General features: G+C 45.5%; 20 protein-coding genes. 17 read left to right on the top strand and 3 right to left on the bottom strand.

Going from position 1 to position 21,142, the window contains the following annotated elements; translation table 11 throughout:
- Window positions 1–235 precede the first annotated feature (235 nt).
- The 3 genes from VM802_RS04545 to VM802_RS04555 are packed head-to-tail and all read left to right on the top strand — an operon-like array spanning window position 236 to window position 3,821.
- The gene (locus VM802_RS04545) at window positions 236–703 is read left to right on the top strand and encodes a MarR family winged helix-turn-helix transcriptional regulator (RefSeq protein WP_325528433.1); all 468 of its coding nucleotides are present in this window, start codon (window positions 236–238) and stop codon (window positions 701–703) included.
- Complete coding sequence (gene ppsA / locus VM802_RS04550) at window positions 700–3,312, top strand: phosphoenolpyruvate synthase (protein ID WP_325528435.1); 2,613 nt, start codon at window positions 700–702, stop codon at window positions 3,310–3,312. Before VM802_RS04545 ends, ppsA begins: the two co-directional genes overlap by 4 nt.
- Window positions 3,313–3,362: 50 nt before the next feature.
- Entirely contained in the window at window positions 3,363–3,821 is a 459-nt protein-coding gene (locus VM802_RS04555; RefSeq protein WP_325528437.1) for a GNAT family N-acetyltransferase, read from the top strand.
- Window positions 3,822–3,883: 62 nt separating this feature from the next.
- On the opposite strand, the gene VM802_RS04560 is transcribed toward VM802_RS04555, so the two are convergent.
- On the bottom strand, window positions 3,884–4,744 hold the full coding sequence (locus tag VM802_RS04560; RefSeq protein ID WP_325528439.1) for a CPBP family intramembrane glutamic endopeptidase: 861 nt from the start codon (window positions 4,742–4,744) through the stop codon (window positions 3,884–3,886).
- Between the two features lie 255 nt (window positions 4,745–4,999).
- Here VM802_RS04560 and VM802_RS04565 point away from each other — a divergent pair, with 255 nt between their 5' ends.
- A complete protein-coding gene (locus tag VM802_RS04565) occupies window positions 5,000–5,863 on the top strand; it encodes a hypothetical protein (RefSeq protein WP_325528441.1) in 864 nt (287 codons plus the stop codon).
- A 55-nt stretch (window positions 5,864–5,918) separates the two neighbouring features.
- Here VM802_RS04565 and VM802_RS04570 read toward each other — a convergent pair whose 3' ends face one another.
- Window positions 5,919–7,397: a hypothetical protein gene (locus VM802_RS04570; RefSeq protein WP_325528443.1), complete on the bottom strand. Its 1,479-nt coding sequence runs from the start codon at window positions 7,395–7,397 to the stop codon at window positions 5,919–5,921.
- Window positions 7,398–7,987: 590 nt separating this feature from the next.
- On the opposite strand from VM802_RS04570, the gene VM802_RS04575 reads away from it, so the two are divergent.
- Window positions 7,988–10,399: an outer membrane beta-barrel protein gene (locus VM802_RS04575; RefSeq protein WP_325528445.1), complete on the top strand. Its 2,412-nt coding sequence runs from the start codon at window positions 7,988–7,990 to the stop codon at window positions 10,397–10,399.
- A 38-nt stretch (window positions 10,400–10,437) separates the two neighbouring features.
- Window positions 10,438–10,995, top strand: coding sequence for a hypothetical protein (locus tag VM802_RS04580; protein WP_325528447.1), 558 nt, complete (start codon window positions 10,438–10,440; stop codon window positions 10,993–10,995).
- Here the strand turns inward: VM802_RS04580 and VM802_RS04585 are convergent.
- The gene (locus VM802_RS04585; RefSeq protein ID WP_325528449.1) at window positions 10,989–11,306 is read right to left on the bottom strand and encodes a hypothetical protein; all 318 of its coding nucleotides are present in this window, start codon (window positions 11,304–11,306) and stop codon (window positions 10,989–10,991) included. The two genes, VM802_RS04580 and VM802_RS04585, sit on opposite strands and share 7 nt — an antisense overlap.
- 127 nt (window positions 11,307–11,433) lie before the next feature.
- On the opposite strand from VM802_RS04585, the gene VM802_RS04590 reads away from it, so the two are divergent.
- The 11 genes from VM802_RS04590 (at window position 11,434) to VM802_RS04640 (ending at window position 21,110) form a co-directional block, all read left to right on the top strand.
- The gene (locus VM802_RS04590) at window positions 11,434–12,540 is read left to right on the top strand and encodes a DUF4934 domain-containing protein (protein ID WP_325528451.1); all 1,107 of its coding nucleotides are present in this window, start codon (window positions 11,434–11,436) and stop codon (window positions 12,538–12,540) included.
- Window positions 12,541–12,763: 223 nt separating this feature from the next.
- Window positions 12,764–14,158 (top strand): hypothetical protein, encoded by a 1,395-nt coding sequence (locus tag VM802_RS04595; protein WP_325528453.1) that lies wholly within the window; start codon window positions 12,764–12,766, stop codon window positions 14,156–14,158.
- Between the two features lie 107 nt (window positions 14,159–14,265).
- Window positions 14,266–15,126 (top strand): AraC family transcriptional regulator, encoded by an 861-nt coding sequence (locus tag VM802_RS04600; protein ID WP_325528455.1) that lies wholly within the window; start codon window positions 14,266–14,268, stop codon window positions 15,124–15,126.
- Between the two features lie 96 nt (window positions 15,127–15,222).
- Window positions 15,223–15,441 carry a putative antibiotic biosynthesis monooxygenase gene (locus VM802_RS04605; protein ID WP_325528457.1) on the top strand — a complete coding sequence of 73 codons (219 nt, stop codon included), beginning with the start codon at window positions 15,223–15,225 and terminating at the stop codon, window positions 15,439–15,441.
- A gap of 41 nt (window positions 15,442–15,482) precedes the next feature.
- Window positions 15,483–16,391, top strand: coding sequence for an NAD(P)/FAD-dependent oxidoreductase (locus VM802_RS04610; protein ID WP_325528459.1), 909 nt, complete (start codon window positions 15,483–15,485; stop codon window positions 16,389–16,391).
- Between the two features lie 46 nt (window positions 16,392–16,437).
- Window positions 16,438–17,040: a short chain dehydrogenase gene (locus tag VM802_RS04615; protein WP_325528461.1), complete on the top strand. Its 603-nt coding sequence runs from the start codon at window positions 16,438–16,440 to the stop codon at window positions 17,038–17,040.
- A 222-nt stretch (window positions 17,041–17,262) separates the two neighbouring features.
- Window positions 17,263–17,853 (top strand): RNA polymerase sigma factor, encoded by a 591-nt coding sequence (locus tag VM802_RS04620; RefSeq protein ID WP_325528463.1) that lies wholly within the window; start codon window positions 17,263–17,265, stop codon window positions 17,851–17,853.
- A 75-nt stretch (window positions 17,854–17,928) separates the two neighbouring features.
- Window positions 17,929–19,089, top strand: coding sequence for a FecR family protein (locus tag VM802_RS04625; RefSeq protein WP_325528465.1), 1,161 nt, complete (start codon window positions 17,929–17,931; stop codon window positions 19,087–19,089).
- Between the two features lie 329 nt (window positions 19,090–19,418).
- Entirely contained in the window at window positions 19,419–19,568 is a 150-nt protein-coding gene (locus tag VM802_RS04630) for a hypothetical protein (protein ID WP_325528467.1), read from the top strand.
- 34 nt (window positions 19,569–19,602) lie between these two features.
- Window positions 19,603–20,640 (top strand): redoxin domain-containing protein, encoded by a 1,038-nt coding sequence (locus tag VM802_RS04635; protein ID WP_325528469.1) that lies wholly within the window; start codon window positions 19,603–19,605, stop codon window positions 20,638–20,640.
- A 296-nt stretch (window positions 20,641–20,936) separates the two neighbouring features.
- Window positions 20,937–21,110, top strand: coding sequence for a DUF4974 domain-containing protein (locus VM802_RS04640; protein WP_325528471.1), 174 nt, complete (start codon window positions 20,937–20,939; stop codon window positions 21,108–21,110).
- Window positions 21,111–21,142: the final 32 nt, after the last annotated feature.

A 21,142-nucleotide genomic window follows, 5' to 3' on the forward strand; every position in this document is an offset into this window, starting at 1 on the left:
CCTTTACCATCTTCCCGTAATAATGGTGATGGAATAAGGGGACTTAGAATTGCCCATTGATCATCTGTCAGTTCTTCTTTTCTTTTTGACATGCTATAAAGTTCTATAAAAACTAAATAGCATTTATGAAATAAGTTCTAGATATTCATAATAGTGTCGCGGCCCAAAATATTTGCATTCTTGTCAAAAATAAAATTATCTTTGTAACTAAGATAATTAGTTAATAAGATAAATAATGGAAAACGAACATACCAGAGCAACCAGGAAGCTGAGTCAGGCTTATGCTTATACTTCCCTTCAGATGCATGAAGCCGTTGCACGAAAGGCAGGACTTTCAGGAACGGACCATAAGTACCTGGGCTTCCTGTTACAAAATGGACCAATGACAGCTGGTGAGCTCGCAAACTTATCAGGACTGACAACAGGTGCTGTCACAGGACTAATCGACAGATTCGAAAAGAAGAAGCTGGTAAAAAGAGAATTGGCTGAAGACGACAGACGGAAGGTAATAATCGTGCCCAATACCAAAAATATAATGGCGCTCCTGGAACCGCTTTACAAAGAATTCCGGCGTAAATCAGAAGAGCTCATTGCTTCATTTTCAAACAAGGAGCTCAAAATCATTGATACCTACTTTCAGAAAGCCATTGAAATAATGACCGAAACAACCCAAAAACTCAACAATAAACAGGAAAGCAAATGAAAACGATGAATACACGTATACTTGATTTCCGGGAAGCCGATAGGGCAATGCTCGCCATGGTCGGCGGTAAAGGAGCCAATCTGGGGGAACTGCTGAAAATGAAGGATGTACATGTGCCCGAAGGCTTTTGTATTACCACAGCGGTCTATAAAGAAGTCGTGGGGAACAACACAGCGGTCAATTCACTGCTGGATCAGCTGGCAACGCTGAAAGCGGATAACAGGAATGCTATCAGTGAAACCGCTGCTGAGATCCGCAGCGTGATTGAAAGTATCTCCATGGCCCCTGACATAGCAGATGATATGGCGGGTTATCTCGCAAAATTTGATGATGGACAGGCCTTCGCCGTCCGATCCAGCGCCACAGCGGAAGACTTGCCCACAGCCTCTTTTGCGGGCCAGCAGGATACATACCTGAACATTATCAGTAAGGACGCCATCCTGAAGCATATCAGCAGGTGTTGGGCATCATTGTATACCGACAGAGCCATCATCTACCGGATGCAAAATGGGTTTGATCATCGCAAAGTAAGTTTGTCGGTTGCTGTCCAGAAAATGATTTTCCCTGAGGTGGCAGGAATCATGTTTACCGCAGACCCGGTTACGGCAGATAGAAAGGTCGTATCCATTGACGCCAGTTTCGGACTGGGTGAAGCCCTGGTATCCGGAATCGTAAACGCTGATAATTATAAAGTGCGTAATAGCGAAGTGACAGATAAGAAGATCCCCGGTAAAAAGCTCGCTGTTTATGCCTTGCAGGATGGGGGTACTAAAGAAAAGGGGATCGCACCTGAACTACAATACAAACAAGCGTTAACAGATGAACAGATATTGCAGCTTGAACGCCTGGGACGAAGGATAGAAGAACACTTCGGTTGTCCCCAGGATATAGAATGGTGCCTGGCCAATGACACATTTTATATGCTGCAAAGCCGGCCCATTACTACTTTATACCCGATCCCGACTGCAAATGATAAAGAGTACCACGTTTACGTATCTGTAGGGCATCAACAAATGATGACCGATCCTATGAAACCGTTGGGGTTGTCTTTATGGCAACTAACCAGTATCAGGCCCATGGCTATCGCCGCCGGAAGATTGTTTGTCGATGTGACAGAAGAACTGGTTTCTCCCACAAAGCGAAACATCATATTGAATGTACTGGGTAAATCCGATCTGCTCGTAAAAGATGCATTGACAACTGTCGTTGAGCGTAACGGCTTCATTAAATTATTGCCCGGTGACGAACAAACGCCCGGAAGTGAAGATAAGCCCCTCGTGAATTATCTGGCATTGACCGATTATGATCCTTCCGTTGTTACTGATTTGATCAAACGCAGCGAGATAGCAATAGAAGAGTTAAAACAGCGCATCCAGACAAAGTCAGGCCCTGACCTGATTGATTTTATAATAGAAGACACCCGGCTATCAAGGAAGCAGATATTCGACGCACAAAGCATAGAAGTAATTATGACAGCCATGAATGCTGCGTCATGGATCAACGATAAAATGAAGGAATGGCTGAACGAAAAGAATGTAGCGGACACGCTTTCTCAATCAGTATCCAACAATATCACTTCGGAAATGGGACTGGCATTGTTGGACGTGGCTGATGTGATCCGCCCTTATCCGGAACTAATAGCGTATTTACAGCAGGCGAAAGATGATAACTTCCCGGATGATCTGCTGAGGTTTGAAGGCGGGCAGGAAGTGCGCGACGCTGTCTACGCCTATCTCAACAAATACGGCATGCGGTGCCCCGGTGAAATCGATATTACGAGAACCCGTTGGAGCGAAAAACCGGATACACTTGTCGCCTTTATGCTTACTAACATCAGAAACTTTGAGCCCGGCGCCAGCAAACGAAAGTTTGAGCAAGGGAAAAAAGAAGCGCTGAACAAAGAACAGGAGTTGTTGGAACGGTTGGCACAATTACCGGATGGCGAGGAGAAAGTAAAGGAAACCAAACGGATGATCAACCTGGTCAGGAATCTTGGCGGTTATCGGGAATATCCCAAATACGACATGGTTAACCGCTATTTCATTTATAAGCTGGCTTTACTGAAAGAAGCAGAGAAACTCCTGCAGGCGGGTGTTATTGTTGAGGCAGAAGATATTTACTACCTCACTTTTGAAGAACTCCGCGAAGTGATAAGCACCAGTCAGCTGGACTATCAGATCATCAGCAAACGAAAAGATGACTACAGGACATACGAAAAACTAAAACCCCCACGTGTTATCACCTCTGATGGCGAAGTCATTTCCGGGCAATATAAGCGGGACAACCTTCCCGTCGGTGCCATCGTAGGGTTGCCCGTTTCATCCGGAGTGATTGAGGGGAGGGCACGTGTTATCTTAAACATGGCAGACGCCGATCTCGCAGAGGGAGATATATTGGTCACCGCTTTCACCGATCCCAGCTGGACACCGCTGTTCGTATCCATAAAAGGGCTGATTACCGAAGTAGGCGGACTGATGACACATGGGGCGGTAATTGCGCGCGAATATGGCCTGCCGGCAGTGGTAGGGATGGAGAATGCTACCCGGCTGATCAAAGATGGACAAAGAATCCGGTTGAACGGTACGGATGGATATGTAGAAATACTGTAGATTGAGATGTATTTTTGTTAGAACGGAAATTGTTTAAATCAGCTAGTAAGATGAATAGGAAGACTCAATACGTGCTTGCCGCGGCAGGCGATGAAGACCAACTCACACAGATAGCGATGGAATCCAAACGCCACTGGAACTATCCGGAAGAGTGGATGCAACTTTGGACAGAAAGCCTGACCATCACCCCCGGATATATCACTGAAAACAAGGTGGTGAAAATCATCAGCGACGATAACCTGGTGGGGTTTTATTCGCTGGAGTATAACGAAAAGCAATTATTCATCGGCCACTTCTGGATACTTCCCCGGTTTATCGGAAATGGGTATGGAAGGGAAGCGTTTGCGGACATCCGTGAACGATGCCTCGCCATGAATGAACACATCGTGGAAGTGGAATCAGATCCATATGCGGAGGGCTTCTATAAGACGCTCGGTGCCAGCAAAGTTGGCAGCGTAGCTACTTTGATTGAAGGCCGGGAATTAAGCGTGCTACAGTTCCGCTTTTAAAGTAATCGTCATCATAAATATCAGAACCTGCGCATGGTCGCAGGTTTTTCCTTTTTCCACAGCTAGTGCCTGGCCAGCATCGGGTAAGTGAATAACAGAAAGTGAAATAAATTGAAGCAGAAGTGCGTAAAGATAGCCGCCATAATACCTCCCTTTTGATACGCAACACCATATCCCAACCCCGCTATAAATGCCAGTAACATCAACGGCCATCCGCCGGTGGTATGCACAACGGCAAACAACACAGCTGATATGATTAAAGGAAAATAATATTTATGCTTGTTAAATACAATGTTACCTAAGTATCCTTGCAGGTATCCTCTGAAGATCGTTTCTTCCACAACAGCTACCAGTAGCAGGTTATTCAGTGCCCATATCCATAAAGATTCAGGCAGTAACTTGGGCTCCCACGCAACAAAATGTAATGCCCATGCTGTAACGATACAAAGCGTTATGATCACGGCCAGCGGTAAAATGACCGCCTTCGCTATCTTCCTTACATCGTATTTTTCAATCTGGTTGGCGCCTAACAGGCAGGTGAAAAGGATAAATCCAACAAAGGGCTTGTCCAGGTTAAAATGCATGGTGAAGGGGGCTGCATCTGCTGTAAATCTTACGTGATCAAAAATCAGCACATTCTGAAAGCCAGGCAGCCGGTGCATCAAAAGTAAAATACTTAAACAAATGAACGCAATATGTGCAACCACCTGTTTCCAGCCCGACAGGTATCTGACAGCCAGGATAAGCAACCCGGCATCAAGCGCCAGCAGCGCAATACCGGTAAGTGTAACGCTTCCGTTGATGAGTGCCAGCAAGTAGGCAATAACCAACACTACCCATCCTGCTTTCACCGCACGTAAGAAACAAATCAGTATACTGACAATAAAGAGAAGATACCCTGGTAATAATTGTATGTCAAACATAATAAACGAATACTGGTCCTGAGAATGATAGGAGCACAATATATGGAAATTTGAATCGTCCCTGGGAGAAGAAAAATGAAGGGCCTGTCACAATCGCCCTGACGGCGCCGTCACCTTTTTAACGGAAGAAAATAGAAAAGGTGAAACCAGTTGTATTATATTTGCTGCCGCTTAATTTAATTTTTGCGCTTATCTATGAAGAAAATGTTTATTGACCCCAGGATTGGGACAGCTGCTTTCTTAATCCCTATCATCATGATAGCCTGTAATGGCGGTAACCAAAAGGACAGCAGCAAACAAACGGATTTCAGTATTGTCAAAACAGATACAACACAGCCAATAACCGCAACTGCTGACACGGCTGCTGTATCTACCGAAACCTATGTGGCCGGAATTATCAGCCGGAGACAAGCCATTGCCAGTCAGCTGCCTGGGTTAAATGCAGAAAAGGCTGCACAGCTCTATCAATCCCTGGCTTCGTATGTGGATTCGGTCCTGGGAGACATTGCAGATAGAGAGACCGTATGGCTGGATCAATATGCCAACTATTCATCTGAAGCAGAGGCGCCCGCCAAAGTGCAGCAACGCGTTAAACTATTGGCTACAGCCGGTCTTGAACCCTGGGGGATAGGCGAGGGATATTCTATACTACGTACCGTACCTGATTTCTACACCGGCTTATTCAAAAACTCCCTGCCCGCAGATCATAATAAGTACCTGCAGCTGAAGGCAGATGAAGACACTGTCCTGTACAGCGCTGACGCAGGATTGGTAATTCCGTTCAACCTGATAGGGAAACGGGCGCTTAACTGGGAAAAGTTCCTGGATACCTATCCTGGAAGCACCTTCTTCATATCAGCAAGAGAGCTGTTTGAAGGGTATTGCACGGATTATCTCTTTGGAGAAGATAATACCCCCTCATTTGATAATGAAAGCCTTAACTCACTGCTACCGGAGAATAAGGAAGAATATCTTTCTTTTATACAGCAGCATGGGGATACAAAAACCGGCAACATCGTTAAGCAGTTCATGAGCAGATTAGGTACTGAGAAGAACAACGACTCGCTGAGGTTACATATGCGGACAACCATAGAATCGGCCTACCCCTCGAAGAAGTAAGCATAGTAAAGCCGCATAGATCAAATGATCCATGCGGCTTGCACTTTTATCTGTGTCAATTTTTGGCAGGTGCTGTTATGGCCTCGAATAATCGTTTGTATGCCGCCAGTTTGTCGGTTGAGTTGCCGGCATCCGGCGCTTTTACCGGCAGGAATCCGCCGAAGAACATAATGAATGAACAATCAGTTCCCGCTAACTGGGCCACGCCATGGCACCCTTGGCAACCACCCATACTGTATCCTTTCCTTTTGTAAACGCTGTTGATCCCGCCATTGAACGGCTTATTAAGATTACTGCCTCTGAAATTAGCCAACATGGAGTCAGACTCAATTACATAGTTAGCCAGAAAGAAGCTGAAGCTCTTCGTGTCATTGGTAGGATTGCCCTGCACACCCACAAGACGATAGTATTGCCAGATCGAGTTCGGATTTTTCTTGTTAAGCTCGCGGTGAACATAGGCAGTGGAGGAATCCACCACGGCAGGGATGGTATGCGCGCGTCTGTAAGCCATGGGATTGCTGTCGGGAGTGCCATGTCCCAGCAGCACATAGCCCATATGATCAGCTTCTACGTCTACATGCTCAAATGTAGCAAAGATGAAATTGGGGAAGTAAAGTGTCTTATGAATGATGTGCATTCCGATAAGCCCGTAAATTTTATTATCGGCATATACCGTATTGCCCACTTTTTTGTAAGTGATTACTTTGCGCGTAAAATAACGGCGTGTTTCTGAAGGCCCTATCTCTTTCCATGCTGTTTTTACCTCTACAGCTCCTTCATATTTCGTATATCCAAATGTGCCTGGTACATCGGCGCCTCCGCAAGGCAGACAGAATAATTTGGCATTCCGGTCGCAACTGCAGCTGCTGCCCACATTATCATAAGCTGAATCATGCATTACTTTTGTCCTTGAGTTCGCGAGTGCGATCTTCAGGTTATTACTATCACGATAGTTATTATAGAGGTAATCGTATTCATCCCTGTTGGCCTTTGCCTGGTATAATACCTGCCTGCGTTTTCCATATCGGTCTGTATTGGCATACAGATCACAGGACCCAATCTCATTGTTCTCATCCAGGTTGTTGAAAAGCCCGGTCGTTGCACCCGGAGTAGGCACTATATTGATCTTATAACTATAATGCGGCGGATTGTCAAACGGAAGCATGTTATTACTGTATGGCCGCAATTCTGTACGGTGGGCATATGTTTCCCAAACTACCGGATCTGTAGGATAAGGGGCGCTTGAATTGTATGCATCATATCTCCAGGATCTGTCCGGGTCTGCCCGTTTCTTCGAAAAGGAGTAACTCGACTTCCAATTCAACGCAAAGAATTCATCCCAGGCAAAGTTGATAAGTTCAATGGAATCCGCCCCGGCTGAGGAAGGATTCTTCGGAACATTAAAATCAAATTTTACATTGAAGTTATAACCAGGCGCCTGATCTGCTGGTAAGGAGGACTTCTGATGTGAAAAGGTGACTACTGTTACTCCGGCCAGCAGGAAGACCGCAACAATAATGAGTGCTTTTTTCATATGATAGCGCATTTTAGATAAGGGGTGATGATGAATGCGGTTTGTATGTATTGATGTAAAGGATTCCTTACTATATTGATGTGTGACGTAATTGCCCTGCTAAATACAACAGGTATTGCCAGTTGCTATGCACATGACATGGCGTTGACTGCGCTCGTGTAGATATGTTTGGTCGAATTTCTTTAGAAGTCCGGCTATTTGAGGTTTAATCTGAATATCCGTCTTTGAGGTTCATTTCTGCGAAGGTAAGAGAAATAAGTCAATGCCACATGATAATCATGCGTGAAAAATACGGGTAAAGTTTGTCAGGAATTTTCTTTAAGGAGAAATGATTCGAGAGCAGTTATATCTGCTTACCTGGAAACTGAGCCGGCATGCAGACCGGTAGCACCGTTTAATTGTAGCTTGTTATCAGATAGCTGGTTCCATGTAAGATCCTTTAGCCTGATTCCCTTGCTTTTCGAATTTCACTAACCCGAAGCGCGCCGGTAATTGAGAGCCTCAGCCTTTAAGAGAATAAGACCCGATCCATCCTATACCGGATGACCTTCATATAATGTTGTTACCTGTAGAAAGTGCCGACATCGATATTGAAAAATACTAAAGAAGTAGCTGGCAACATATGTACAAGGAAGGTTTATCGCCTTTCACTGCTAACCGTTTTGTTTCTCTTCAGTATCTCAGCTGAAGGACAGCAACGTCATATTATATTAAGGTTCATAGATGCATCAGATCATACTGCTGTTCCCTTTGTTAGGGTATCCGTAATCGGTCTGAAAGGAGCGCCGCTCACGCAAACCATAACGGACCGATCGGGCATATGTGTGTACAGTGTTGGAGATTCACAGAAAGACAGCATTAAAGTACATGTCAGATCCCTGGGATATGAGGAGTATACGTCAGGTATCATTTCATTTATTGAACCCGATTCGCTGGTCCGGGAAATCAGACTGAAAAAGAACATTACACAGCTTGCCGGAGTAGACATCTTTCAACAGCACATTACAAAAGAAGCAGGTAAGATAATATATAAAGTAAACCAGGACCAGTTTTCTGCATCTGTGAGTGGCGCTGAACTCTTTATCAGATTGCCGGGAGTGTCGCTTGTTTCCGGGATGGTTAAAGTAAACGGAAGACCTGGTACGCTGATATTAATTGACGGAAAGGGAGAATTGAAAAGCCAGGAGCAGCAATTGAATACACTTTCTGCACTTGGATCCGATCTCATCGATAAGATAGAAATCATCTCTTTCCCTTCCTCCCGCTATGATGCCAGTGTTACATCCGTCATTAACGTTATTACAAAGAAAGAGAAAGGTACTTCCAGTATACGGGCTGATTATACACAACCTTTATTCATGGATGAAAAAGATTGGGGAGGGAAGTATGTTTCCGGCGGAGCTGCTGCCAACCTGAATTTTAAAATCAATAAGATCAGAACCTCACTGATACTGGGTGTCAGCAATACACAACGTATTGAAAATACTGCAGAAAAAGCCGCTTTCTATAATATGATGAAATACGATTTACTGAATACTTCATCATCCGCCAGCTTCAGGATAACTCCTAACCTTACCCTGGACTACGATATCAACAAGAAAACCAGCATTAGCCTGAATCTGGATATCTCCTTTATGCCGTCTTACCTGATAAATACGTCCGAAAAATATACATTCCTCAATTATGCGTCAAGCCAAACAGATTCTGCTGTCATAGGCTTTAATAGGTATAGGAGTGAACGCAGGAATATACAACTGTCGGGTAATTACAAATATCTGCTTAGTAACAGGAAGAGCAGCTACCTGTTTATTAATCTTCTTTATGCCGGTAGCCCGTCAGTCAATGCTAACCTGCTCAGCAGAGCATCCGGCAGCGGTGATACATCCACGGTCCGGAATCTGTTCAAAGGGAATACGGATATTGTAAACGCATCGCTGATTTTCACTGACCTTATCAAAACACCCTTTGTAACCACGGAGGCAGGAGTAAAGCTGAATATACTTCGTAATCATACAGATCAGTGGATAAATAACGAAACAGCAGACTTTCACTATTCGGAAGAGATCGGTAGCCTTTTCTTGAGCGCCAGGTGGAAATTGGGCGGATATCAGCTGGTTTCTGAGCTGAGAGGAGAGCTGCTGCACTCAAAAGCAGCTTTCAGTCAGAAAGGAGCTGTTGAAGAGCTGGAAAAGCAGTACTTCAAAATATATCCGAACCTGATCTTACAAAAGAATATCAACAAGGATTTGTCCATCAGTGTCGGTTATACAAAGAAAATCCGGCGCCCGTTTGCAAGTGATCTGAATCCTTCACTGCGTGTGAGTAATAATTTCAAAAGCCAGGTAGGCAATATGAAGTTCAATCCTGCTTATACCGGCAGAATAGAAGCGCAGCTGCTCTATAAAAAAACGAGCCTGACATTGTACTATGAGAGTACCTCCAACAGGAGAGTCTTCGTGCCGGGAAGTAATCCGTTTATCAGCGAGGCCACCAATATGGGACGGTTAGACAGGATAGGAATTTTGGTCAGCCATGAAGCAGGAATTGCTGACCGTATTACGTCCAGCTTCAATATTCATTACGCCTATACGAAATTCGGGGATAATGGAATGAAGTATTACTACCAGCATTCCAACCTGTTTGAAATCAGCTCTGCTCATGAGTGGACGCTGGCAAAGAAAACCAGGCTACAGGTCTCGTTTTATTATAATGCCAGCATACAGTTGGAATACAGCGCCTACAGTGATTTTTTTTCCACGTCGCTCACCCTCCGGCAAATACTGTTAAAAGATAAGCTCACCATGAGCGTGGCAATAGCTGATCCGTTTGGATTGGAAAGAACCAGTTATCGGAGCGTTTTCCCGGCACAAACAGAAAGTGCACAGACAGTTAGTAACAACCGCTCATTCTCATGCAGGCTGGTGTACAATTTCCCTATGGGCGCCAAATTCAGAAAGCAATCCTATAAGGTGAAGAACGATGGAGAAGTAAGAGATCAATAATCCGCTAATCATTCATCAACCAATATAATGTACCTGATATGAAAATCATGTTATCCAAAGAAGTAAAACTAATGCTGATGTTCTTTTTGCTGGTTACGTCGTGTCAGATAAAGAAAAAAACTGATCCGGAAGCAATTGTGCAGCAATGGATGGGTAGGGAGATTAAGTTCCCGTCAAGTATAATCTGTTCTGAACTGGGAAAGGTCATTCCTTGCAAAAGTAATATGGACAAGAAATACAGAGTACTGGTGTATACGGATTCTTCGGGTTGCATCAGTTGTAAACTGAGGCTCGATGAATGGAAGAAGTTCATCAGGGAAACGGATTCATCACTGGTGGATTTTATCTTTTATTTCAATCCTAAAGAAACCGATAATCTTCCGGATCTCTTCAAACGGGAAAACTTCAGAAGACAGGTTTACATCGATTTGCACGATGAGATAGGTCATATAAACCACTTCCCGGGACAAATGGAATATCAATGCTTTCTTTTGGATAATCATAATAAAGTACTGCTGATAGGGAATCCAACACTGAGTACCAAAGTCTGGAAGCTATACCAGAAAACAATAAACGAACGGATGGATCATCAGTAACAGTGTACCGCATTGATGGTCCCCATTTTTTTAACCATAAAAAAGGAGGTATCGTCTGACGTCATTTGTAAACGTTTATCAGGTTTAACAACTGTATTATTCATTTTCAAATTTCCTTTTATGAAAAAAAGCATTTTATCTTTTGTAGTTGCAGCCGGTGTTATTGGCACACTGGTCACAGCAATCATGCTTCCTGCGGCCAAATCAACCGCTTCTTCACACACATTGACGAACATCGAAGCGCTTAGGCGTGATTCAACAGACGGACCATCATGCACTGGCCCTAAAAATAATAACTGCGAATGTACCAATACAGCGCCGTGTAAGGATATGTCTGGTTGTTGAGCGAATGGCTATTCAGATGCTCATAAAAGAAGGGCGGAAGCAGAGTACGCCCTTCTTCTCCCTTTTTAACTTAAATAACCTCGCATCGTATTTATGAAATCGTCTATAATATTGTTCGCCTCCCTTGCCATGCTGATCTGCAGCTGTACAACAAAAAACAGGAGAACGGAACTGAATGTTCCGGCCGATAGTATTCATTTCTCTGCCTTTAACGAAACAGTGACACGGGACCTTCCGCCCGGATTCGTAAAAAGCAGGGAGTATATTAACCTGCAGATGAAGAATGATGAAAACTATGTTACGGCCATAAACAAGATATTGGTAGTGCAAGACCGGATATATGTAATGGATAAAAGAGGAAAGGCGCTGGTAGCATTTGACAGCAGGGGAAATTACCTCGATACAGTTGGTAAAGCAATGCTGGACTACGTGAATATAGCCGATTTTGATGTGGACACTACCGGATTGATTTATATCATTGATGGAAAGAAAGACAACCTGTTATGCTACAATGCCGGCTTTAAACTGATGTATAAAAAGCAGTCTCCATTTGAGATAGATGTAATTCAATCCTTGCCGGGAAAAGGTTTTTTGCTGGGATTATCCTCCTGGAACAAAATGTCCAATGCCCATGATAAAGTATTACTTACCGACCGGCAACTCGCTCCTGTAAATGTGCCGCTGAAGTATGACGACTGGGTAGATGATAATTTCTGGGTGTCTGGTTATAGATTCTTAAAAACGTCCGGCGCTATCCTATATAACAGGCCCGTCGATAACAACGTCTATGCTTTCTCGCCGGACGGAAAGCTAAACATGGTATACAGCTTTGATTTTGGCACAATGAATGTACCTGATGAACACAAAAAGAATATTGAGAAGCATCTTTACAGTTTCGATCATTACCGGCTTTTAACAGATTTTACTTTTGCTGATGACAGATGGGCATTTGGTAAACTATGGGATAAGCGGAAACACAGGTTCTTTTATGCAGACAGGATTCATCATATTGTTTACCTGGAAGATCCGGCTGTACCCAATGAATTAAAGAATATTGCAGACTTTGATGGTAAATATCTTGTCTCCTTTATTTATCCCGGAGAATACAGGGATACGGCATTTGGAGGCTTGCCGGCTGTTTCAAAGAAACAATTGGAGCAAGGAGGACTGGTTATTTGCAGATATGAATTAAACCAATAGGGTTAAGGTATTTGACAGTTGGCGGTTGAACCCGGATGGGGGCGTTTTTCCCGGTACCGGGTATTCCCCCTTTTATTTATCTTGAGCATGGGAAATTTGATTAAATATCATATATTTAGGTACCATCAAAAGGAAGCTGACCGGTAGATATTGTCATACTCTCATTCTTACAAGAAGATTTAATCCCAATAATTTAACTGTTAAAACCAAAATTCCATTTTCTATGAAAAGCAAAACCAGTCTTTCAATGGCTTTGGTCACCCTATTCGTAACCAGTATTGTTGCGTACAACTGTACCAGCAATAACAAGCCCAAAGAAGGCGGAGCAACAACCGATGCATCGGGAAATAGCGGCGCATTTCAAAACCATCGTGATTCAGTGCCTTCAAAAGAACAATACAATTATCCGCTTTTTACGCTCAGCCATGATTATCCTACATCGGTAAGTACTATTACAAATCCGCCTTGGCAACAGGCTTTGAATGGACAGCCCATCTCTGCAGCAAATGTGTTTGCGTTTATGGACTCACTGAAAAGCTATGTAGCCCCGCATCTGCTGCCCTTCTTTACCAACAACCATGAATGGACAGCCGCAAAGTATGGCTGGTTTCAGGAACCCTGGCTGGGAACACAACGTGAAGCCATCCTCGGAGCTTATTTAGGTAATGGTAACCCTGCCAATATGTTTAAATCGCTGAAGGTGGATGAAGCCGGATACGCACTCGTATTATATGATTCAATAGCAGGGTATACTGTCGGACAGATCTGGGGCAAAACCGGACAAAAGGTAAACCTGATGAACGATGCCGCACAGTTCAAAGAAGGAAGTGTTGTGGTAAAGCTGGCCTTCTCCAACATCAATTCACCTGAATGGCCGGTAATGAAGGATGCACTGACCTTTGATGTGTATGATACCATTCCTACCGGAGAAAATCCCAGGCAAGGGTATCAGATGCGCAAAGTCAGCTTCTTCCAGATGGACATCATTGTCAAGGACAGTCAAACCTCTCCCAAAACAGGATGGGTATATTCCACCTTTGTATATGACAAGGGTAAACCAGGCAACTTCTGGGATAAGATGGTTCCACTCGGCGCCATGTGGGGTAATGATCCTAGCGTAACAGATACAACGCAGCCTCTCGCTGAAACCGTTATCAACCAGCAGGCGCCCGAATACAGCCGGGAAACACTGGGTTGGGGCGGCAGATTGAGCGGCCCGAACGACGGTGCTGTCACCCAGCTGGCGTACGACTATGTTACCAAGAAAAAATATACCAACCTGGCATTATCCTCCTGCATGAGTTGTCATAGCCCTGCACAGGATACATTCAAATCCTTCCTCCTGCCCGGCCCCATGCCAAGAGCATCTTTCGGCGATACCTTTTTTGTATTTACTCCGGCTGGTAAAGAGTGGATGCGCTGGTTCAGGGATGACTACGGCAATGTACCTTTCGATTCAGGACAGGTAGCCATGGACTATGACATGGTAATGGCCTTTAAATCAGTACCAGCCTTTGAATCTTCCAAGCCCTCAGAAAAAGGGAAGCTGTTGAAAACGCAGATGGACGCCATCAGCAGATTCAGGCAACACCGTACCAGGAGCATGTTCTGGCACTAAGTCACAGCTATACAATAAAAGCCTTCAGGTCATTGACCTGAAGGCTTTTATTGTTATATACGGAGATGATATACCTTTGCCTGATATCATCATCATAACCGGTGTAAATGGAAAGAATCCCCGTAAGGCAACTGCATGCTGTGCACAAAGAACTGGCTCCTGCCGAAAACTTTATCATACGTGATATTGGGACTCTGCTGGCTGGACGTGCATTGCAGTCAGAAGAACTTCACCGGCATGCCTTCTATTATGTGATAGCACTGGAAAAGGGGCAGGGCAGGCATGATATAGACCTCGCCTCTTATAAGGTCGATGATCATTCCGTTTTCTTCCTGCGTCCCGGCCAGATGCACCGCATGGAACTGGAAGAAGGATGTAGCGGTTACATCATGCAATTCAGAACGGATTTTTTTTACCCGCATGACCAGGTCGCTGGCGATCTGCTACGCAAAGCCGGCACCGTGAACCACTATCAGCCTGATGCCGGAAGGATGCGCCGGCTACTGGATACACTGGCAGGTATGCTGCATGAATTCTCCGGTAAGCAGGAACGCTACCTGGATGCGATCAGGGCAGACATGAACATCTTTCTCATTGAGCTGATCCGCTATGGCAACAATAAACCCGTCGACAATGCCAGCCTGTATATGCAGGAACGACTGGAAACCTTTCTTGAACTGCTGGAAAAACATGTGCACATACACAAGCAGGTGTCGCACTATGCGGCCATGATGAACTTGTCGGCATATCAGCTGAATGCCGTTACCAGAGCCTTGCTCGGCAAAACATCTTCAGACCTCATCACTGAATCCATCATACTCGAAGCCAAACGGTATCTGCTCGCCACATCAAACCAGGTGAATCAGATTGCCGACTACCTGGGATATGAAGATGTTTCCTACTTCATCAGATTCTTCAGAAAACATACAGGACATACGCCGGACGCATTCCGGAATAATTTCAGATAAATCCCATACAACTGCATTTTTGTCCTACTGCTACACCCCGCATCCATACTACTTTTGTATCCGCTAAAATGATCTACAAAAGACAGTTCAACAGGTATGAAAACAAAAGCCCGGCTGATAGCCTCTTTGAAAATATGGCTGGCCATCTATCCTTCAATTACACTGATGCTTTACCTGCTTGGTAAGCCGTTGTCCACATTGCCGCTGTATCAGCGAACACTTTGCCTCACCATGGTATTAGTTCCCTGGGTGGTGTTTGTTGGCATCCCGCTGGTGGACCTTTTCATCAGGCTGGTCAGTCGTACCCGGAAATAGTGGTACATCCTGTATTTAACTGCATCAATAAAAAGAAGTGTATGAAAAAAGATAAGATTTTCGATGTGATCATTATCGGGGGTAGCTATGCCGGACTTGCAGCCGGAATGGCGCTAGGCCGGTCGCTGAGACAGGTGCTGATCATCGACAATGGCGAACCATGCAACAGGCAGACGCCGCATTCACATAATTTCCTTACACAGGACGGCACACCACCAGGTGAAATTGCAATGATAGCCAAACAACAGGTAGAGAGATATAACACCGTGGAATTCTTTAACGGCCTGGCAACAAGCGGTGTTAAAGCAGAAGATCTCTTTACTATACAAGTTGCCTCCGGTGAAACATTTCACAGCCACAGGCTGGTTATGGCCACTGGTATCCGGGACATCATGCCGGACATTGCAGGGTTTGCTGCCTGCTGGGGTATCACGGTGCTGCATTGCCCTTACTGTCACGGTTATGAAGTAAGAAATGAAAAGACGGGTATCCTTGCGAACGGAGATGCGGCCTTTGAACTCTGCATGCTGGTCTCCAACTGGACGAAAGAGCTGATGCTCTACACCAACGGCCCCTCAGCGCTTACCAGCGATCAGACCGCCACTCTTGAAAAGCATGGCATTGGCATCATAGAGAAAAGCATAGCAGGGCTGGAACACACAAATGGACATTTACGTCATATCACTTTCAGTGATGACGCCATAGCACCGCTTACTGCAATATATGCACGTTGCCCGTTTCAGCTACAGGATACTATTTCGCAAACACTGGGATGTGAACTCACCGAAGAAGGACTGATTAAAACAGACGCATTCCAGCAGACCACCGTTAAAGGCGTCTATGCCTGCGGGGATAATACAACCCGTTTACGCACCGTGGCAAATGCAGTGTCAGCAGGTACTACAGCCGGTATGATGATAAACAGGGAGATGATTGCCGCAACATTTTAACAACATCTCTTTTCACAAATCTTTATGTAAAATAAAATATCACAACATGAAAGTAATTATTATTGGCGCTACGGGCGCAATAGGCAAACATGTAACCAGCGCATTGGAAAAGGAACACGAAGTGATAAGAGTAGGAACAAAGAGTGGTGATATCCGGGCCGATATTACTTCGCCCGCTTCCATAGAAAATCTGTTTAAACAGACAGGCGCCTTCGATGCATTGATCAATATCAGTGGTGAAGCGCACTTCGGTCCGCTGAAAAGTATGACTGATGAAACATTCAGAATAGGTATCAACAGCAAACTGATGGGACAAGTGAACCTGGTGCTCATTGGGCAGCATTATATCAACCCGAAAGGTTCCTTTACGCTCACTACCGGTGTACTGACAGATGATCCGATTCTGCTCGGCGCCAATCCATCTGCCACTAACGGTGCAGTAGAGGCATTCGTACGCGCGGCAGCAATAGAACTGGACAACAGTATCCGCATCAATGCCGTAAGCCCGACTGTAGTAGAAGATTCACCTGAATATTTCTCCTATTTCCCCGGACATATTCCTGTGACCATGAAACGGGTAGTGAATGGCTATCTCAAAAGTGTGTTGGGCGCCGGAACAGGACAGGTAATAAAAGTACATTCAAATTAAGTTATATGCCTTGATAGTAAGAAGCTGTCAAAAGTTGGAGTGCCCAGGAAAGTCAGACCGACTTTTTAATTTCAGGCAGCTTGAGTTCTATATTGTATAGGACTCAAGCCGTTTGGTTTTTGTTTGGAAAAGAAATTTTTTATTGGTTTTTGCCGATATAACAATTTCATTTTTTTTTGTATCTTGCTGTATCGAGATGCTCCAACTTAACTTGAGTGAATATTGCCAGCCAATCTGACATATGATGAGGATGCTCTGCTAGCCAGGGTCGCTGCGGATGATGAATATGCTTATAAATTGCTGTTTGACCATCACTGGAACCGTATCTACCAGGTGGCACTTTCTTTCCTGAAAAATCATGAAGAGGCGAAAGACGCGGTGCAGCTGGTTTTCATCCGGCTATGGGAAAAGCGCGACCGTCTGCCGGAAGTTAACAACTTCGATGCATGGCTGTTCATCATGGCGCGCAATACCATCATCAACCAGCTCAACAAGCAGGTAACTGCCACCGGCGAAGTCGAAGATGTACTGCCGGAAGACTACCTTACGCCGGAAGCCGTGATGGAATACAAGCAAACTGCCATGCTGATCGCCGAAGCCGTGGCCATGCTGCCACCACAACAATCACTGATCTTCCATCTCAGCAGGGAGCAGGGGCTTACCCACCCCCAGATTGCCGCTCAGCTGAACATTGCGCCGGCTACCGTAAAGAGTCATATTATACGCGCGCTCAACGCCGTAAGGGAACATATACGCAGATGTGGAGGACCCGCCTTGCTGGTCATCTGGTTACTGACAGGAACCATGAAATAAAAAAAATTCCCCAGGCACTGCACCTGTTGCCTTTTTTTCATGTCTTTAATAACAACGACCAAATAAATCATCGTCATGCAAGAGCCGGACCAATTTCAGCAACTGATGGACAAATACCTGACTAACTCTGTATCTGCAGGGGAGAAGGAGCAGTTGTTCGCATTGATCAGGCAGGGAGATTATCGGGCCGGGCTGGCGCAGATGATCGACGATGCACTGGAAATGCCGGCAGATGGTGAAGAGGATCTGGCATTGAGAGAAGAGATCTTTGCACAGTTACAGGCAAGCCGGAAGCCGGTGAGAAAGCTGAAGCCGTGGCCGCGTATCGCTGCTGCTGCCGCAGTTTTACTGTTGCTGGGCGCCGTATATTATTACCAGGTGTTTAAGCCGGTTGCTGTGCCTGGCGTTAGAAGAGTGAACTTTTCGCAGATCAAGCCGGGTACCGACAAGGCCGTGCTCACACTGGCCGATGGTTCCACCGTAGCGCTGGACAGCAACGCGCACCAGGTGATCCGGCAAGGCGCTGCCACGGTGTCACAGCAACAGGGGCAGCTGGTGTACAATACTCCCGGCCATGTGGTGGCAGCGAGCTCCAATAAGCTGCAAACACCGCGTGGCGGCCAGTTCCGGCTGGAGCTGCCGGACGGCACCTTGATATGGCTGAACGCCGCATCATCGGTTACCTATCCTACGGCTTTTACCGGTGAGGAAAGAAAGATTACCATTACCGGCGAAGTGTACCTGGAAGTAGCACCGGATGAAAAGCCGTTTATCGTATCCACATTGCATGAAGAGGTGCAGGTGTTGGGCACACAATTCAATATTAACGCATACGAGGAGGAAACCGCCACCAGGACTACCCTCTTATCCGGAAAAATAAAAGTAATGAACGGCGCAGCGGGCATAGTGCTGAAGCCCGGTCAGCAAGCAGTCGTCAAACATCAGGCATCTTCCGCCATTCCCGTCAGGGAAGTAGATGCTGAACAGGTCATCGCCTGGAAGAATGGTTATTTTGATTTTGAGAATGAACGGCTGGACGCTGTGTTACGCTTGCTCTCAAGATGGTACAACGTAGATTTTGACACAGATCCGGCCGTTGCCGGCCTTACGTTTAGCGCCGGGATAGCGCGTTCGTCAACACTGGAACAAGTGCTGACAACACTCACAGCCACCGGGGCGATTACATTTTCTGATGACGGGAAGAAAATAAAGGTTTATCTAAGTAATACTAAGTAATAAGTAAATAGCAGATCGTCAGGGGCATTTTTGCGTCCATACAGCACGCGGAAAAGGGCTTGTTTTATGCCATCAGCGGACAACTGGTAAATAGGCAATGTATTTATTATTAACCAAAATCTCACAGCTCCGATAACTGTGAAGTACCTGCGCGCCGTACTGTCGGGCCAGCCAAGAACCAAACCACCAATGAATAGTATGCGATCCAGGATTTTCTTCTTGTTGATCAGCTGCGTGCAGCTGACAATGACCTGCTATGCCCAGGTCACGATATCGGGAAAAGGACTGACCTTCCCCATGCTCTTTAAAGAGATCAGGAAACAGGTAGCGTGGTCCTCGACAGGTACCTGAAACCGGCCATGCTTACTTATATGATCCGGGAAGATTATACCGTACCGGAGACCAACGGACAGATCCAGTTGTACCGCTCTTATCCCGGTACAGGGAAAGTAGTAAGCCTTGCCTACAGAGAAAGATGATGATTATTAAATCAAAAACCATAAGTCAAAAACCATGATACGAAACCGTTGTTATTTGTTGCTGGCACTGCTGTTACCGATTGCAGCCTATGCTGCCAAACCTTTCCGGGTTACCGGAAACGTGCATCTGGCTGAGCACCCGGTATGGGCAATGCTTATTTATAAATCCGGTGATCAATATGTGCGTGACTCTGCCCGCATCACCGATGGTAAATTTACATTCGCCGGTGAGGTGGCTGAACCGGTGAAGACCCTCCTACGCTTTGTTGGCTATACTTCCCCCGTGCGAAATTTCTTTAGGGGCGATTTTTACCTGGAGCCGGGTAACCACGCTATCACCATAAGTGAAGATAGAAAACTGACCGTTCAGGGTTCTTTGCTCAACGATGAGTACGTACAGTTGCAACAGGAGCTGGCAAAGATAGGTGAGCCAACCAACAGTAAGAATATTGACTCGTTGGTTGTATTGTGGGAGCCGGTGCAGCAGGATTTTATTTCCAGGCATCCTGCATCCTTTATCAGCCTTGACTTGCTGGAAGGATTTAGCGACTATACCCTGGAACAACAGGAGGCCACCTTCGCCGGCTTTACGCCTGCATTGAAGAACAGTAATGCGGGCAAAGCGTTTGCGGCTATGCTGGAAAACCTCAAACGGGTGCAGATCGGTGCGGTAGCACCGGATTTTACGGAGAAAGACACCGCCGGTATCGATGTTTCATTAAAAGATTTCCGTGGCAAATATGTGCTGGTAGATTTCTGGGCCAGCTGGTGCGGTCCCTGCTTAGCGGAAATGCCTAATGTGCTGAAAGCCTACAATAAATATAAAGGCCGGAACTTCACCGTGCTGGGCGTTTCGTCGGACAAGTCGAAGGCCGACTGGATCATGGCTATACAACGGGTTAGGATGCCCTGGAAAAATATCTCCCACCAGGACCCGCAGCGTGTGTACGCCGGGAAGCTGTATAGCGTAAGGTTTATCCCACAAAATTTTCTCATCAACCCGGAAGGGAAGATCATTGCGCACAACCTGAGAGGAGAAGGGCTGGAAAAACTGGATGAGCTGTTGAAATGATCAGTTGCAGAAAATAGGGAGGAGTATCGATTTTATGTGTGATGCTCTGGTGGATGGCAGGAAGTTCCGGCTGTTAAATGTAATAGACGACTTTAACTGGGAATCATTAGCTATTGTATTGCCGTCATCTGATTACTGACAGGAACCATGAAATAAAAAAAGTTCCCCAGGCACTGCACCTGTTGCCTTTTTTTTATGTCTTTAATAATAGCGACCAAACAAATCATCGCCTGGAAGAATGGTTATTTTGATTTTGAGAATGAACGGCTGGACGCTGTGTTACGCTTGTTCTCAAGATGTACAACGTAGATTTCGACACAGATCCGGCCGTTGCCGGCCTTACGTTTAGCGCCGGGATAGCGCGTTCGTCAACACTGGAACAGGTGCTGACAACACTCACAGCCACCGGGGCAATTACATTTTCTGATGACGGGAAGAAAATAAAGGTTTATCTAAGCAATACTAAGTAATAAGTGAATAGCAGATCGTCGGGGGCATTTTT

Source organism: Chitinophaga sp. (assembly GCF_035538455.1).
Taxonomy (GTDB): Bacteria; Bacteroidota; Bacteroidia; order Chitinophagales; family Chitinophagaceae; genus Chitinophaga.

Excerpts from the sequence above, each read along its gene's own strand:
- ppsA (WP_325528435.1), top strand. The coding sequence starts at position 700 with ATGAAAACGATGAATACACGTATACTTGATTTCCGGGAAGCCGATAGG.
- VM802_RS04635 (WP_325528469.1), top strand. The coding sequence starts at position 19,603 with ATGATACGAAACCGTTGTTATTTGTTGCTGGCACTGCTGTTACCGATT.
- VM802_RS04580 (WP_325528447.1), top strand. The coding sequence starts at position 10,438 with ATGAAAATCATGTTATCCAAAGAAGTAAAACTAATGCTGATGTTCTTT.
- VM802_RS04555 (WP_325528437.1), top strand. The coding sequence starts at position 3,363 with ATGAATAGGAAGACTCAATACGTGCTTGCCGCGGCAGGCGATGAAGAC.
- VM802_RS04545 (WP_325528433.1), top strand. The coding sequence starts at position 236 with ATGGAAAACGAACATACCAGAGCAACCAGGAAGCTGAGTCAGGCTTAT.
- VM802_RS04610 (WP_325528459.1), top strand. The coding sequence starts at position 15,483 with ATGAAAAAAGATAAGATTTTCGATGTGATCATTATCGGGGGTAGCTAT.
- VM802_RS04560 (WP_325528439.1), bottom strand. The coding sequence starts at position 4,744 with ATGTTTGACATACAATTATTACCAGGGTATCTTCTCTTTATTGTCAGT.
- VM802_RS04590 (WP_325528451.1), top strand. The coding sequence starts at position 11,434 with ATGAAATCGTCTATAATATTGTTCGCCTCCCTTGCCATGCTGATCTGC.
- VM802_RS04570 (WP_325528443.1), bottom strand. The coding sequence starts at position 7,397 with ATGAAAAAAGCACTCATTATTGTTGCGGTCTTCCTGCTGGCCGGAGTA.
- VM802_RS04565 (WP_325528441.1), top strand. The coding sequence starts at position 5,000 with ATGATAGCCTGTAATGGCGGTAACCAAAAGGACAGCAGCAAACAAACG.
- VM802_RS04605 (WP_325528457.1), top strand. The coding sequence starts at position 15,223 with ATGAAAACAAAAGCCCGGCTGATAGCCTCTTTGAAAATATGGCTGGCC.
- VM802_RS04595 (WP_325528453.1), top strand. The coding sequence starts at position 12,764 with ATGAAAAGCAAAACCAGTCTTTCAATGGCTTTGGTCACCCTATTCGTA.
- VM802_RS04615 (WP_325528461.1), top strand. The coding sequence starts at position 16,438 with ATGAAAGTAATTATTATTGGCGCTACGGGCGCAATAGGCAAACATGTA.
- VM802_RS04625 (WP_325528465.1), top strand. The coding sequence starts at position 17,929 with ATGCAAGAGCCGGACCAATTTCAGCAACTGATGGACAAATACCTGACT.
- VM802_RS04600 (WP_325528455.1), top strand. The coding sequence starts at position 14,266 with ATGGAAAGAATCCCCGTAAGGCAACTGCATGCTGTGCACAAAGAACTG.
- VM802_RS04640 (WP_325528471.1), top strand. The coding sequence starts at position 20,937 with ATGTACAACGTAGATTTCGACACAGATCCGGCCGTTGCCGGCCTTACG.